This is a genomic window from Legionella navarrensis (assembly GCF_052527415.1).
The window spans coordinates 113174-128964 of the sequence record NZ_JBNVZR010000001.1 but is presented as its reverse complement, the minus strand read 5'-3'; the positions used below and the strand labels follow the sequence as shown (position 1 = coordinate 128964).

Genomic DNA, 15791 nt, shown 5'->3' with positions numbered 1-15791 from the left:
ATGAGCCAACGAGTTGCACTGGTAACCGGCGGAGCAAAAAGGATTGGTCGCAGCATTTCTGAAAGACTGGCCGAGGCTGGCTACGATCTGGTTATTAACCATCATGCGTCCGATATTGAGGCCGAAGACATTAAGCGTGTCATAGAGGCCATGGGACGCCAGTGTCTTATCATGAAAGCGGACATCAGCTGTGCCGAAGCAGTTCATCACATGTTTGAGGAGGTCATGAACACATTTGGCCGAATAGACGTGCTGGTTAACAGCGCATCGCTGTATCCACACAACAGCTTCCCCTGCGAAAGCTATGAACTGTTTGATCAGGCGTTCGGCGTCACAGTGTACGGCAGTCTGTACTGCGCAAACGAAGCGGCGAAAATCATGCTTAGGCAAAATAACGGACTTATCATCAATATCGTGGATTTATTCGCGTTTCATCCACGAAAAAACATGATGTTTCATGGCGTATCCAAGGCGGCGCTGGCCAGTCTCACGCAATATCTGGCTATAGAACTCAGTCCGACAATACGTGTTAATGCCATTGCGCCAGGGCCGGTTCTCCCTCCCACACAGTATTCGCAGGAGAAACTGCAGCAGTCATCTGATCGTACGCTGCTGAAACGATGGGGAGAACCGTCAGACGTGACCAGGGCCGTGATGTACCTGGTTGAGTCAGACTATATAACCGGTGAAATCATGTATGTTGATGGCGGCTCGCATATTAATCAGGGCGTGTAGTGCGGGCAGGAAATACTGAAAATTTCAGTATCTTGTTTTTGTGTTGTAGATATCCCGCGTCTCTTCAAGAGGAGTAAGGGATTAATCATTACTCGGAGGCATTATGCAAGCACATTCCAAAAAGTATTTAATAGATGTCAGCAATGATGATCAGGAAGTCAACAGTATAGACCGTATGCAGACGATTAAGGATATTCTGTCGCTGATTGGCGAGGATTCTCAACGGGAAGGCCTGATTGATACCCCCAGGCGTGTTGTTGAAAGCTGGGCGGAATTGTATGAAGGCTATCGCATTGATGCCGGCAAAATTCTTGAAACGTCATTCACCAATAAGGAAAACTATAATCAGTTGATTCTGCTGCGCGACATTGAAATGTTCTCCATGTGTGAGCATCATATGCTGCCATTTTATGGCCGGGTACATATTGGCTACGTCCCTGGGGGCAAAGTTGTCGGCCTGTCCAAACTGGCACGTCTGGTAGAGTGCTTCTCAAGAAGGCTGCAGATTCAGGAGCGATTGACGGTCCAGATTGCGGAAGCCATTCAGGAGCATATGGCGCCTAAGGGAGTCGGTGTCATGATTGAGTGTCAGCATCTTTGTATGGTGGCACGGGGCGTAAACAAACAGAACTCGACCATGGTTACCAGTCATTACATAGGCAGCCTTGAGACGGACGCCAATATCAAAAAAGAGTTCACCGAGCAAATATTCAGCAAGAACAGATAAGGAAGATTTCGAGGATCTGATGAGTAAGGTCAGATCCTCGATTTCCGCAAATCATGAGTAAGCGCGTTCTGCCGAGTATTTTTTTTCTGATTATCCTGCAACAGGTTGCAATCGATATCTATTTGCCAGCACTTCCCACCATGGCTGAGTACTTTCAGGTAACACCCGCGAATATCCAGCACTCGCTGATTTTCTACCTGCTGGGCTTTGGCTTATCCCCATTAGTGGCCGGACCTCTGTCAGACAGTTTTGGGCGAAAACCGATATTAATCGGCGCCCTGCTCCTTTATCTTGCCGCAAGCCTTGGTTGCGCCGAAACATCGATTATCAACGTTCTGCTGTTCTGTCGGCTGTTGCAGGGTATAGCCAGTGGAGCGCTGCAGATATCAACCTCGGCCATGGCCTGGGACATTACATCGGGAGAATCCCTGGCCATACTGTCATCGCGCATGTCGGCCTGCTGGGCAGTCATCACCATGGTGGCGCCGGTAGCAGGAGGTTATATCTTGACCTGGTTTGGCTGGCGCGCAAATTTCTACGCCATATTTTACCTTGCCCTGGTCGTTTTTGTTTTTGTTCTCCTGGGGTTACCAGAATCGCACCGGAAGCGAAAAACCAACACCATAAAAAACACGCTGAGGATTTATCGTCGCAGCATCAGGAACAGGCGCTTTATTGGCTATATCCTCTTAACAGGGCTTAGTTTTTCGCTGACCATCGCCTTTTATACCATTGCACCCTTTATTTATCAGACGGTGTTTGCAGTCAGCCCAATACGATTTGGATGGCTGTTGTTGCTTGTTGCGGCCTGTTACCTGTCTGGCACGCTGGTGAATGCCCGGTTAATCAGAAAAATCCCTGTCGAAAGGGCTGTTTTATATGGGCTTTATATTATGCTGGTATCTTCGGCTCTTATGCTGTTTTTTATGCTTTTTTCCTGGTTTACTGCGCTTTCCGTGTCAGTTCCCATCTTTTTGCTGATATTTGGTCAGGGATTCATCTTTCCAAACGCTCTCGCCATGGCCTTGTGTTCCCTGAGAGGTAATGTTGCCACATCCATGGCCTTGCTGACCACCGGACAAATGATGTTAATAGGACTGATTGGGTATCTGACCACAATGCTGTCGATTGACTCAGCCGATGAGCTGACTACTCTGCTGGTGCTTATTGTCATCCTGATGATGGCACTGTTTTTTATCATTAACGACGAAAACAGAAAATCTCTGGGCTGAGATCAGCGCGTTGTAGCAAAAAATCGGACCAGGGCACGTGTTTCCTGAAGGTTGACGCTTACGTTGATCAAATTCAACTGCACTTGCGCGGTACTTTGTTCGCGCTGGTTAACCAGAAAAAGTGTACTGTCTCCTTCATGAAATTTTTTGGCCTCACCCGCCTCCACCTGCTGAGCCAGTTTCAGTTCCTGACTTAACAGTTTCCATTGCTGCCGGTATCTTCCGAGCGCTATCAGCAGGTTGGAAAACTGATTATTGAGCTGCTCATACAACAGCTGTCTTTCTGTCTCTATTTGTCTGAGCTCACTGGTTGTACTGATGATTTTTCCCTTAGCCTCCCGCCGGAAAACAGGGAATTTAAAATGAACCCCCACCAATGCGGCCTGAGGCAGAAGCTTGGGATCAGCGCCCGTTCCGTATTGCTTGGATGTGTAGGCCACCGCATCGAGGTTGGGCAATAATTCATTTTTTGCCAGATTCCGCTTTAGCCTGATGATCTGGTAATATCGATCCAGTTTTTGAATCGCAGGATGGCGTATCAGTTCGCGTTGCGTCTGACCGGGGTTGCCCATAGGGTGCGGTTTTTCAGCGAGCGCCGCCGAGGGCAGTTGCCTGACGGAGGGCAGCAGAGGCTGCCCCTTTTCATCGCGGTAATACAAAGAAAGCGCTACCGCTGACTGCTCGTACAGCATGGTTCCCTGATTCACCAGCTGCTGACGCTGCATGATAATCTGCTGATTTTCAGCAACAGCCAGTGCAGGCAAATCGCCAGCCGCTGCCAGCCTGACCACGGCGTCCTGCCTTTTTTGTGCCAAATGCAACAGATGCCTGAAGGTCTGCAGCTGCAGACCGGCTCCAACCCATTGCCAATAGGCTTTAATCGTCTCATGATAAACCGACAGCCTGGTCGCGGCGACATCATGCACACTCATGGCAATGGTTTCTGCCTGAGACAGCAATGCCGTACGTTGCTTATCTATAAAAAAATCCCGCAGCAAAGGCATGGCAACCCCCGCCCGATATTCCCCACCCGAGTTGGTGAGATAATTCTGGTAATAAACAGGGTAATCACCACGACCGATGCGATATCCGGCAAACAGCCGTATGCCATTGGCCAGAGTCGGGATGCTGAACTCGTTGTTGGCGTAATTATTGATATAACCGCCTTCTGGCTGCGAGCGGGTGTCGGCTTTCAGATAAGGATCAAACTGCCCAAGTGCGCTCAGATAATCCCCCTGTGCCCTGGCTACCTGTAAACGCGCTGCAATGATTTTTGGATAACTTTGATTAACCGACTGTAAAATGGTATCCAGTGATAAGGCGCCGGGCTTAGCCTGAGCAAAAACCAGAAAAGACGAACACCATAACAGCAAAAAACAAGGGGTTTTCCAGTAACTCATGGTTTTGTTCATGCTTTGCCTGACTCACTCTGACTTTCTGGTGGAAACCCGTTAAATTGCCGCCACAGTTCGTACCACAAAGGAACCTCGCCTAACTGAACCCAGCCATGCACACGCACTCCCTGGCGCAAATAACGTGTATCCGGCCAGGGCTCGTCGGGAACAATCACCGTACGAAACATACCCAGGCCATTATCGGTTGGATCAATAAAGGAGACTACACCTCCGAACGTGCCCACGGCTATTTCAGGCCACCCTCTGAATTGAATGGCAGGCCAGCCCTCAAACTGAAGACGTGCCTTTTGATTCACACGCACAAAAGGAATATCGTTCCCATCTATCCATAACTCAACTGCCCGTGACTGTGTATCAGGAATAATCTGAGCCAGCACAGCCCCGGCATTCACGACAACGCTTTCCTGACCGGTCAGTCGCTTGTAGATAATTCCGGAGGTTTGTGCCTTAAGCAGCTGGGTACTCTGACGCGCTATTTTGACATCGACATTGACCTTGTCAATATTCGCCTGAGCCAGTTCATTCTGGTATTTTGCGTATTCGATTTGTGCCAGCTCATATTGCCGTTTGGAATTAATACCCTGTTCATATAGTTTTTTCTGGCGGACGACATTCGATTCCGCTGCCTTGATGGCTTCGCCGCTCGCCTTGATTCGTAATAAAATGGCATCCCTCTCCAGCTCGAGACGAGCCAGCAGCTCGGGGTCATTATCGCTGATATCAACGATGGGATCACCCGGATTTACATGAGCGCCTTCATCCACATACCATTTTTTTATGCGGCCACTGATAGGCGAATTGACCGTATGCAGCCGCTCGGTTGGGGAAAAGGCGATGACCTTTCCATTGCCAAGAGCGAATTGCTGCCATGGCACAAAGGCGAAAAAGGTCAGGATAAGAATAAGACAAAGCATGGTGATACGCAGAATTTTCTGAGGTTTAGGCAGTTTCTTAATCATCTCATAGGCATGAAGCTTCATAGGGAGCACACCACTTGGTCAGGCAGTTGGGGGATTTGGTTTTTTAGCGTCGTAATAACCAGCGTTGTATGCTTCATTGCCAGCAACAGGGGCATGACCCTGTCCATTTCATCCTCCTGCAAGTCATCAAGACTGCGATCGATGATGAGCAGCCGCGGGTTGTCAATGATGGCGCGCGCAACCATTAACTGTATCAGCTCCGATAAGGTAAATACCGTCTGCCAGTCATGGATGAGGGTATTGAGCCCATCCGGGCATTGCATTATTTTTTCAAGGAGATGCAGTTTTTTCAAAAGTTCGCAAATAGCCTCTATGGAAACGCCGGCATGATTCAGCACCAGGTTTTGATATATGCTCCCTGCAAACCACTGCGGCTCGCGTATCAGGAGGCTATGCCGGCGTAGAGCAATCAGGGTTGCCTGCGTGCATGGAATACCATTGACCGTGATGGCAGCCGATAAAATATCGTTTAAACCTGATAAGGACTCAACAAAATTTTTGCAGGCATCCTCTTGTTTAAATACAAGCAGCAAGGGCTTTGCCGGCGATGCCTCGACTGGTGACAGGAGGACCTCGGCTGATCCTGAGCCTGCGCAAAGACGTATATCACTGATGCCGAGGTGAATGCTCTTCATGGATGGCAGAAGGTGATTGGCGAACTCCTGACTGTGGTAGTTTTCAAGGGGAACATTGAGCGCAAAATCAATTTTTTCTGTTGAAGCAATCAAATCATAATAATTTTCAAGCAGCGCTCCCAGCCGCTTAAAGCCATAGATCAGGGTGCCGAGAACAATTTCAGACGCAACCAGTTGACCAAGGCTGAGCTGATTATTAATGATCAGGTAGCCGCCGAGCCCCAGTAGTAAACTGGTGGCCAGTGCCGACAGGGCGTACAGGCCAATCTGGTGTTTAACCAGCTGTCTGAAGTGGCGGTTACGCGCCTTTAAAAAGCCAACCAGCCGTTTATCGGCCTGCTCCATGACGTAGCGGGGGTATTCATTGTATTTAAATAAATAGCGGTTAATTAAAATTTCTTCCAGCCAGGAGCCTGTAACATGCTTTTGCGCGCACTCCTCTTTCGCGCTGCTCGCAGCAATTCGGTAAGGAATAAAAATAACAAGTAACAGACTGATGATGATAAAGCCGTCAAAAAAGAGAAAAAGCGGATGATAGAAAAGCAGCAGAATCAGACCAAAGGTCATCTGCAGACCCAGAGTAATACCATACAGCAACAGACTGGCCAGTGCCTTGTTGATCACGACGATTTCAAAAAACCGATTAACCAGCTCCGGGCCGTTATGTGTTGAGAAAATCGCTGGCGACAGATGAGTGAAGTGTTTTGCCAGCTTCAGACTTATCCTGACCATCAGCTTTTGCTGAATAATTTCAATAATCAGCATTTGCCAGACACTCAACAGCCCGAGACCAACCATCAATATAAAAACGATAACACTCAAGGTAATAACAGGCTGCAGCAGCTTGCCAAAGGCAACAATGTTAATCAGGGTTTGAGCGGCAATGGGAACAACAAGGGAAAGCAGGCTTATCAGGGTGCTGATAATGCCGATTGAATAGAGTGAAGATCGGTCAAGAACCTCAAAAACGGCATTTGCTCCACCTTTATCTTTCATTATCAACAATTCCCTTTGAAACAATGGTTAAACTAATATATCTGAGCATACTGAATTTTAAGGTACAATGTATACAAATCAATGCCTTAAGCGCTTTAATAAAAAATACTCCAGCGATTCTATTGCTTTACCGGCTCCCTCTTTTTTGAGCAGCGAGATGTGAATGTCATTCAGTCTCGGGAGGATGGGGCTGTCGATTGACTCAAGATAGTCGGGAATCATGGTACGCTGAATTGCGGTGATACCAAGACCCGCCTTAACAGCCGCCATCTTTCCGGCATAACTGGTGCTCGAATAAACAAGCCGCCAGCGAAGCCCGGCATTCTGCAGGGTATGAATCACATTCTCCCGATAAACACAGGGCGGAGGTGACAGGACCAGGGGGATAATGCTGTTGCTGTCAAATGCTGAAAAAAAATCCGGCTTTCCTATCCATTCAACCCCCTCACTCCAGATGTTTCTGGCATGCGGCAGACTTTCAGGCTGATGTGTTTTCAGTAATACGATATCTGAGCTGCCCTGGGTGAACCTGTTTAAAATATTACGAGTCAGGTCACACTCCACGTTCAATATGACCCGGGGATGCAGTCTTGAAAACTCAACCAGAACATCAGACAAAATCATGGTGGCAAAATCTTCGGGTAAGCCAAAGCGAATTTCGCCTTCAAGTTCAGGCTCCTTAAAGCGGTCCAGTGCTTCCCGATGCAATTCAAAAATCTTTCTTGCATAGCCCAGAAAAAGCTCGCCATCGGTGGTCAGGGAAAGGGTTTTGCCACGGTTAATGAGCGATTTTTCGGTGATGAGCTCAAGCTTGGCGATTTGCTGACTGACAGCTGACTGGGTTCGACCTACGCGGTCAGCCGCCTTTGTGAAACTGCCTGTATCCGCAACCGCCAGAAAGCATTGCAGGGTGACCGTATCGAGAGACATTAGAATTCCTTATCGATAAAATAAATATTATTAATTTTACTGATATTAGCATTTCGACTATAGTTTTTCAATATCAATCGAAATTCTAATGGAGAAGCAGTGATTAATTTAAGCGGACCACTCATCAGCTACCCTGTCCTCATGATCCTTTTTCCAGTCATTGGTCTCAGTGTCAACGCGTTATTCTTCAAAGCAAATCCGGTTCGAGGGGCCAGATTTTCGTCGTTCATGCTGGGTCTGGGTTTGACAGGCAGCCTGGCGGCGATGTTTTTCTACCCTGATCATATCGCAGCGACTGCAGTCTGGGGTTTCAAAACCGATGGACTGTCGTTGTTGATGAGCACCTTAATTCTGGCAGTCAGCTTCGTTGTTCATCAGTACTCGCTGCGCTATATGGCAGGAGACCGACAGTATCGTCCTTATTTTCTTAAGCTGACGGCAATTAGCTCCAGCGCGATTGTGATGGTTTTTGCTGATAATCTGGCGCTTCTCTGGCTGAGCTGGTCCTTTAACAATCTTTTACTTGTCTCATTGATGATACACAAAAGAGAGTGGCAGGCAGCAAGGCAGTCCGGCCTGCTGGCAATTAAAACGCTGTCCCTGGGAAGCCTGGCGCTGCTATTGTCCTTTCTGCTGATGTATCAGGTAACGGGAAGCAGCTCTATTACCTACATCAACGCACAGGCGGCCGGCATACCACTGGTTTACTTAAGCGCTATTCTCGGCCTTCTGATAACAGGTGCCGCAGCTCAATCCGCTCAGTGGCCCTGCCACCGCTGGCTGACCAGTTCATTGAACTCACCCGGCCCGGTGTCGGCTCTGATGCACGCAGGGTTCATTAACGGTGGCGGGTTTATTTTAGTCCGCTTTGCCCCCCTTCTTCTAAACGCCCCCCTCTTTTTGCATCTCCTGTTTCTGACTGGAGCGCTGGCGGCGATTCTGGGCACGGCGTGGAAACTGGTGCAAAGCGATATCAAACGCATGCTGGCTCATTCTACCCTGGCGCAGATGGGATTCATGATGATGCAGTGCGGGCTGGGACTTTTTCCTGCGGCCGTGGCTCATTTATGCTGGCATGGCCTGTTCAAGGCCTCGCTGTTTCTGAATTCGGGTTCGGCCCTGAAGGTAAAAAAGGAAAAGGCCGCCGAATACTCACTCACTGTCATGCTCCTCGCTTTTCTGCCAGGACTTATCGGTGCCGCTGTTTTTGCACTGATCACGGGAAAATCGCTGTTCACTCTTCAGGCCGGAACCTTCCTCGTTGGCTTTGCGTTCATCTCAGGTACGCAATCAGCCTGCTCTATTCTTGCCAGTGGCTCAGCTCGCCGAAGGATGATACCCGCACTGATTACTGTTTCCTTGCTGGCGCTACTGTATGGCGGGAGTATCCGTTTTGTTGAGTCATTTTTCCCATCTTACCCGGCCGACATGCTTCCGGGTCTGAATACGATGCACCTGTTGGTTTTCACACTGTTCGTGCTGTTATGGCTCGGCATGAATTTCAAATCCTCACTCAGGCTGCAACAGAGTTCCCTTTGGAAAAGGCTTTATGTAAGCACGCTGAATGGAAGCCAGCCTCATCCAGACACCATCAGCGCCACTCGTAACAACTACCAGTTTTAAAAGGAGTCACGACATGAACACGAGCAATGCCGTAAAACAAAAACACGTAAGCAGGGAGCAGCTGATGCCTGGCGTAATGTCAGAAAATCAGCCAGGATTGAGTATCACGGAAATGGTAAGCAATGCCGCGGAGCGCCTTGCACCTGTATGGCCCCTGGAAACATTCGTTGCCTGCAATCCTTTACGAGGCTTCGAATCCATGCCATTTGAAGAGGCGCTGGTGGAGGCCAGACGCCTGTTTGGCTCGGCTCATGCCGTTCCAAAACTGGAAATGGTCAATCGCGAGCTGATAAAGTGGTGCGGTGTTTTTCTGGATATGGGACAGGGAACCATCGAAGCCCCCGATCGTCACCTGGGTTTCTATCGTGCATTTGTGAACCTGTCGGTCTATGACCACGCTCTGCACCAGGGCTGCCAGAACACCAGGAACTGGTTAGCTGATTTACCCGAGCGTGCGGAAGACTGTATCCGCTTATGCCTTTCCAAATCAGGCATTGCTCCTGAGCATCAGGCTTCATTTATCAGAGAAAACCTGTTCTGTCTTCCCGGTTGGTCAGGGTATGTCAAATGGCGCTCGGAATGGAAAAACCCGGACGTCATGGACGGCTCATGCCCGGTAACGCTGCTGGATTTTGTTGCCGTTCGCCTGGTTTTGACAAGCGTGCTGTGGCCGGAAGCGCGTTGGGAAAAAAAAAACCTTAAAAAAGATACGGCCTCTGTTCACGCGCTGGTGGCGCAGATAGAACAGGATGAACAGGCATACCAGCATGAGCTGATGCGCAAGCTCATGCCTCAGCTCAAGGGCATGAAAAAAACAAGGGGTCGCGCTCAGGCTCAACTGGTCTTTTGTATTGATGTTCGCTCAGAGGCCTATCGACGCAGTGTTGAGTCGCTTGGCCCCTATGAAACTCTTGGCTTTGCCGGATTTTTTGGTGTTCCGGCGCGCGTTCATCATTACAACACGGGCACAGGCACAGACGCATGCCCCGTACTGCTCAAGCCCCGGCACGACATCGCAGAACGTCCCATTTCCTCAGCCCTGGCCTGTGTCAGAAAACACGAGCAGGGAAGAGGACGAAGCAGACTGCTCAGAAAACTGTACCAGGATTTAAAATATAATTTTTCCAGCCCGTTTGCTCTGGTGGAAACACTGGGCCTCTGGTGCGGATTATCCATGCTGGCAAAAACAATGGCTCCGAATCTTACGAGCAGGGCATCAGCGTGGTTCAGTCACCTGCTGATGCCGACCGTACCCACACAGCCTGCCATTCACAGGGATGACACCGGTTCCAGATACGGTATATCCCCGGCGGAGCAGGCAGACTATGCGGAGTCCGTATTAAGAATCATGGGGTTAACCGAAAATTTTGCCCAACTGGTGGTCTTTTGCGGTCATCGCAGCAGCACGAGGAATAACCCCTATGCCTCCTCACTGGATTGTGGCGCCTGCGGCGGTAATCATGGCGGCGCCAGTGCCAGAATTATTGCCGCCATTTTAAACGCTGGCTCCGTGCGCAAGACCCTGGTACAGCGAGGTATTGTTATCCCGGACGATACTCTCTTCTGTGCGGCAGAACATGATACCACTACGGATGCGATGGTGATATTTGAATCGGGGACAACAGACCAGACGCATCAGCGGCTCCTGGATCAGTTAAGGCAGGATTTGCATCAGGCACGCCAGATTACGGCTCAGGCGCGCAGCCTGAATCCTCAATCAAACGCCATGCAAACCGCTCTTAAACAGAGCAATGACTGGGCCGAAGTCAGACCAGAATGGGGACTGGCACGCAACGCGGCCATTATCATCGGCCCCCGCCAGCTGACAAGGCATGTTAACCTGAATGGACGTTGCTTCCTTCATTCTTATGAGTGGAAGCAGGATGAGGACGGTCGTTCCCTGGAGGCCATTTTAACAGCTCCAGTAATCGTAGCAGAGTGGATCAATACCCAATACCTCTTCTCAACACTTGATAACACTGGCTTTGGCAGCGGCAGCAAAATCACCCACAATGTCACCGGAAAAGTGGGGGTAATGCAGGGGAATGGCAGTGACTTGATGTCGGGTCTGCCGCTGCAATCGGTCAATATAAGCGACGAAGAGCCCTATCACAGGCCGCAGCGCCTTTTAACGCTGGTGTTTGGCAAACGCCGAATCGTTGGAGACATTCTGGCGCGGCAGAAAGGTCTGAATGAATTGATTTTAAATGGCTGGATTAAACTCGTTGTGATTGAGCCGGAAGAGGCAATCGCCTATCAATTGAGCAGAGAGGGTCAATGGCATCCCCTGCATGATTAACATAGAATCGTGCAGGGATGACCATGGTGTCCCGGATTACGGCTACGCCTAATCCGGGCTACGTGTCCGTTGTGAACGACTATCGTAAATCCCTTGTAGCCCGGATTAGCGCCCGCGTAATCCGGGAAACGGGCCACTGACGTGGAACCGTGCCAGGATGACCATGGCGTCCCGGATTACGGCTACGCCTAATCCGGGCTACGTGTCCGTTGTGAACGACTATCGTAAATCCCTTGTAGCCCGGACTAGCGCCCGCGTAATCCGGGAAACGGGCCACTGACGTGGAACCGTGCCAGGATGACCATGGCGTCCCGGATTACGGCTACGCCTAATCCGGGCTACGTGTCCGTTGTGAACGACTATCGTAAATCCCTTGTAGCCCGGATTAGCGCCCGCATAATCCGGGAAACGTGTCTGATGAAATCACCCTCATCCGGTTTTATGGCAGTGAATAACTATCGGTTAAATATACTCAACGTCGAGAATTTCATACTCGACTGGACCATCCGGTGTCTGCACAACAACGGTGTCATCCACTTCCTTGGCAATCAGTGCCCGTGCGATGGGAGAATTGTAGGATATCTTGTTCGCCTTAATATCAGCCTCATCCTCACCCACGATCTGAAAGGTTCGCTCGGTATCCGTTGCCGTCATGCAGACACGCACGGTAGAACCAAAAACGACCTTACCGTTGTTGGTCAGCTTGCTGATGTCTACGATCTGGACATTAGACAGCTTCGCTTCAAGCTCGAGAATACGACCTTCATTAAAGCTCTGCTGTTCGCGGGCAGCATGGTATTCGGCGTTTTCTTTCAGGTCGCCATGAGCGCGCGCTGTTGCGATTGCCTCAACAATGCGCGGTCTGTCAACGAATTTTAAGCGGTGAAGTTCATTTTTCAGCGCCTCTGCGCCTTGAACGGTCATAGGATGTTTTTGCATAAGCACCTCTAATGTAAATCCTGTAAACGGGTAACCGTTTCCCTGTCTTCGTATTTCATTGCCAGACACGCAGCTTCAGCGCCTGACAAAGTAGTTGTATAACTCACCTTATGCTGCAGGGCATTGCGGCGAATCGCGAACGAATCCGCTATTGCCTGCTTACCATCGGTGGTGTTTACAATGAAATCAATCTCATTATTTTTAATGTAGTCAAGCACATGCGGCCGCCCTTCTGCTACCTTGAACACCCGGCGGCATTCAATGCCCGCGGCATGCAGCACCATGGCAGTCCCCCGCGTGGCAATGATTTCAAAGCCAAGCTGTACCAGACGCTTGGCAATCTCACCAACCCGGGCCTTGTCGGCATCCCGAACAGAGACAAACGCGCGGCGACGCTTGACGATATTACATCCAGCGCCAATCTGCGCCTTGGCATAAGCCTGCCCGAAACGACGGGCTATGCCCATGACCTCCCCCGTTGACTTCATCTCCGGGCCGAGTATGGAATCCACACCGGCAAACTTGATGAATGGAAACACCGGCAGCTTAATCGAGTAAAAAGATGGCATGGGATAATGCCGGCTCAGCCCCTGCTGCTTCAGACTGATGCCCACTTTGCATCGTGCCGCAATTTTAGCCAGAGGCAAACCGGTTGCCTTTGACACAAATGGAACCGTACGTGAGGCGCGTGGGTTGACTTCCAGCACAAAGATATCGTCGTGCTGTATGGCGAACTGCGCGTTAATCAGACCGACAACCCCCAGCTCCAGCGCCATCTGTCGTAACTGCTCTATCAAATCCTGCTGCACCACCACGCTGAGACTGAACGGTGGCAGGGTGCATGCCGAGTCACCGGAATGCACACCAGCCTGTTCGATGTGCTCCATAATGGCGCCGATCATGACGTCCTTACCATCACAGACCGCATCAATATCCACCTCAATCGCGTCCGAGAGGAATTTGTCCAGCAATACCGGCGAGTCGTTTGAAACAGCAACGGCATGCGCCAGATAATGACGCAAATCCTCTTCGTGATACACCACTTCCATGCCTCGTCCACCGAGTACGTAAGAGGGTCTGACAACCAGAGGATAACCAATACGGTTCGCCAGTTCAACTGCCTCCGCTTCACTGCGAACTGTACCGTTGGCAGGCTGATGCAGCTTCAGTTTATTGACCATTTTCTGAAAACGTTCGCGATCTTCGGCCATATCGATGGCATCAGGCGAGGTGCCAATAATCGGCACGCCGTTGGCTTCCAGCGCACGGGCAAGCTTCAGCGGCGTCTGTCCGCCGTAATGAACAATCACGCCCATCGGCTTTTCAATCTCGGCAATAGCCAGCACATCTTCCAGCGTGACCGATTCAAAATACAGGCGGTCTGATGTGTCAAAATCGGTTGAAACGGTTTCAGGATTGCAGTTTACCATGATGGTTTGATAACCCGCTTCACGCAAAGCCATGGCGGCATGAACGCAGCAGTAATCAAACTCGATACCCTGACCAATACGGTTAGGGCCACCGCCGAGAACCATGATTTTTTTATCATGGGCTTCTGGCCGCGATTCACAGACTGAACTGGCGGCTTCGTAAGTAGAATACAGGTAAGCGGTATCGCTGGGAAACTCCCCGGCGCAGGAATCGATGCGTTTGAACACCGGCCGGATACCCAGCTCGAGGCGATGGGCACGAACCTGATCTTCCGTGCAGTACAGCAGGCGGGCCAGATAGGCATCAGCAAAGCCTTTTTGCTTAAATCGCCGCATCGTCAGAGCATCGAGATCGCTCAGGGTCTTACCATGCAGGAAGCGCTCCATGCTCACCAGCTCTTCAATCTGAGCCAGAAACCAGGGATCAACCCGGCTTTCCTGATGTATTTCGTCCAAGGTCAGATTCTGGCGGAAGGCATCTGCGATATACCACAGACGATCCGGCGTTGGCTCGCGTAAATGGGCACGTAATTTGGCCTGGTCGCCCTTTTTAAGCTGAGGCTCAAGCCCGCTGCGGCCTGTTTCCAGCCCACGAATTGCTTTTTGCAGGGAGGCCTGAAAATTGGAACCAATAGCCATCACCTCACCCACCGATTTCATTTGTGTGGTCAGGGTTGTTGGTGTCTGCGGAAACTTATCGAAATTGAAGCGGGGAATTTTGGTCACAACGTAATCGATGCTGGGCTCAAACGATGCCGGTGTCTTGCCGCCGGTGATTTCGTTATCCAGTTCATCGAGAGTATACCCAACCGCCAGTTTGGCGGCGATTTTAGCAATGGGAAAGCCTGTTGCCTTCGAGGCCAGAGCCGAGCTGCGCGACACACGCGGGTTCATTTCCACTACCATCAGCTGTCCGTCCTGCGGATTCACGGCAAACTGCACGTTGGAGCCGCCGGTATCAACACCCACCGCGCGCAGCACTTTAATCGCCGCGTCACGCATGCGCTGAAATTCTTTATCGGTCAGGGTCTGCGCGGGTGCGACTGTGATGGAGTCGCCGGTGTGAACGCCCATCGGATCGAGGTTTTCGATGGTACAGACGATGATGCAGTTGTCGTTTTTATCGCGCACCACCTCCATTTCATACTCTTTCCAGCCCAGTACGGATTCATCAATGAGTAACTCGTTAGTCGGCGACAGCTCCAGACCACGCGAACAGATTTCCTCGAACTCTTCCCGGTTATACGCAATACCGCCGCCGCTGCCTCCCATGGTGAACGAGGGACGAATCACAACGGGATATCCCAGCTGCGCCTGAACCTGAAAGGCTTCCTCAAGGCTGTGGGCAATGGCGGAACGCGGCATTTCCAGACCGATTTTTTTCATCAGCTGGCGAAACTTATCCCGGTCTTCCGCCCGGTCAATCGCTTCACGGGTGGCGCCTATCATCTCCACCTGATACTTTTCCAGCACCCCTTCCCGGACCAGGTCCAGAGCACAGTTCAGTGCGGTCTGACCGCCCATGGTTGCCAGCAGGGCATCCGGACGCTCTTTTTCAATCACGCGGGCGACTTCCTGCCATTGTACGGGTTCGATGTAGGTGGCATCGGCCAGTTCGGGATCCGTCATGATGGTAGCGGGATTCGAATTAACCAGAATCACACGATAGCCTTCTTCTTTCAAAGCGCGAACGGCCTGCGTTCCGGAATAATCAAATTCACAGGCCTGGCCTATCACAATAGGACCTGCGCCAAGGATCAAAATCGATTGAATATCTGTGCGTTTAGGCATAGTGTCTGCAAAAAGGGTGAAAGTGGCTTATTTTACCCAGGTTCATGAAAAGTTAATAC

The 15791-nt window shown here is 50.5% G+C and carries 11 protein-coding genes; 5 read left to right on the top strand and 6 right to left on the bottom strand.

What is annotated here, in order from left to right:
• The 3 genes from ACQUTA_RS00490 to ACQUTA_RS00480 all read left to right on the top strand — a co-directional run bounded on the left by ACQUTA_RS00490 (position 1) and on the right by ACQUTA_RS00480 (position 2694).
• Positions 1 to 735, top strand: a complete 735-nt coding sequence (locus ACQUTA_RS00490) for an SDR family NAD(P)-dependent oxidoreductase (protein WP_444986159.1) — start codon at positions 1 to 3, stop codon at positions 733 to 735.
• Between the two features lie 103 nt (positions 736 to 838).
• Positions 839 to 1462 carry a GTP cyclohydrolase I FolE gene (folE, locus tag ACQUTA_RS00485; RefSeq protein WP_444986158.1) on the top strand — a complete coding sequence of 208 codons (624 nt, stop codon included), beginning with the start codon at positions 839 to 841 and terminating at the stop codon, positions 1460 to 1462.
• Positions 1463 to 1515: 53 nt separating this feature from the next.
• On the top strand, positions 1516 to 2694 hold the full coding sequence (locus ACQUTA_RS00480; RefSeq protein ID WP_444986156.1) for a multidrug effflux MFS transporter: 1179 nt from the start codon (positions 1516 to 1518) through the stop codon (positions 2692 to 2694).
• 2 nt (positions 2695 to 2696) lie between these two features.
• Here the strand turns inward: ACQUTA_RS00480 and ACQUTA_RS00475 are convergent, their stop codons facing one another.
• The 4 genes from ACQUTA_RS00475 to ACQUTA_RS00460 form a co-directional block, all read right to left on the bottom strand.
• Complete coding sequence (locus tag ACQUTA_RS00475; RefSeq protein WP_444986154.1) at positions 2697 to 4106, bottom strand: TolC family protein; 1410 nt, start codon at positions 4104 to 4106, stop codon at positions 2697 to 2699.
• On the bottom strand, positions 4103 to 5089 hold the full coding sequence (locus tag ACQUTA_RS00470) for an HlyD family secretion protein (RefSeq protein ID WP_444986152.1): 987 nt from the start codon (positions 5087 to 5089) through the stop codon (positions 4103 to 4105). The genes ACQUTA_RS00475 and ACQUTA_RS00470 overlap by 4 nt, the downstream gene beginning before the upstream one ends.
• Complete coding sequence (locus ACQUTA_RS00465) at positions 5086 to 6720, bottom strand: ABC transporter transmembrane domain-containing protein (RefSeq protein ID WP_444986150.1); 1635 nt, start codon at positions 6718 to 6720, stop codon at positions 5086 to 5088. The genes ACQUTA_RS00470 and ACQUTA_RS00465 overlap by 4 nt, the downstream gene beginning before the upstream one ends.
• Before the next feature lie 78 nt (positions 6721 to 6798).
• The gene (locus ACQUTA_RS00460; RefSeq protein WP_444986148.1) at positions 6799 to 7650 is read right to left on the bottom strand and encodes a LysR substrate-binding domain-containing protein; all 852 of its coding nucleotides are present in this window, start codon (positions 7648 to 7650) and stop codon (positions 6799 to 6801) included.
• Positions 7651 to 7749: 99 nt separating this feature from the next.
• Here ACQUTA_RS00460 and ACQUTA_RS00455 point away from each other — a divergent pair, with 99 nt between their 5' ends.
• Positions 7750 to 9273, top strand: coding sequence for a proton-conducting transporter transmembrane domain-containing protein (locus tag ACQUTA_RS00455; RefSeq protein ID WP_444986146.1), 1524 nt, complete (start codon positions 7750 to 7752; stop codon positions 9271 to 9273).
• Positions 9274 to 9286: 13 nt separating this feature from the next.
• Entirely contained in the window at positions 9287 to 11572 is a 2286-nt protein-coding gene (locus ACQUTA_RS00450; protein ID WP_444986144.1) for a DUF2309 domain-containing protein, read from the top strand.
• A 462-nt stretch (positions 11573 to 12034) separates the two neighbouring features.
• Here ACQUTA_RS00450 and greA read toward each other — a convergent pair whose 3' ends face one another.
• Positions 12035 to 12511, bottom strand: a complete 477-nt coding sequence (greA, locus tag ACQUTA_RS00445) for a transcription elongation factor GreA (protein ID WP_444986142.1) — start codon at positions 12509 to 12511, stop codon at positions 12035 to 12037.
• Between the two features lie 8 nt (positions 12512 to 12519).
• Positions 12520 to 15732 carry a carbamoyl-phosphate synthase large subunit gene (gene carB, locus ACQUTA_RS00440; protein ID WP_444986140.1) on the bottom strand — a complete coding sequence of 1071 codons (3213 nt, stop codon included), beginning with the start codon at positions 15730 to 15732 and terminating at the stop codon, positions 12520 to 12522.
• Positions 15733 to 15791 lie beyond the last annotated feature (59 nt).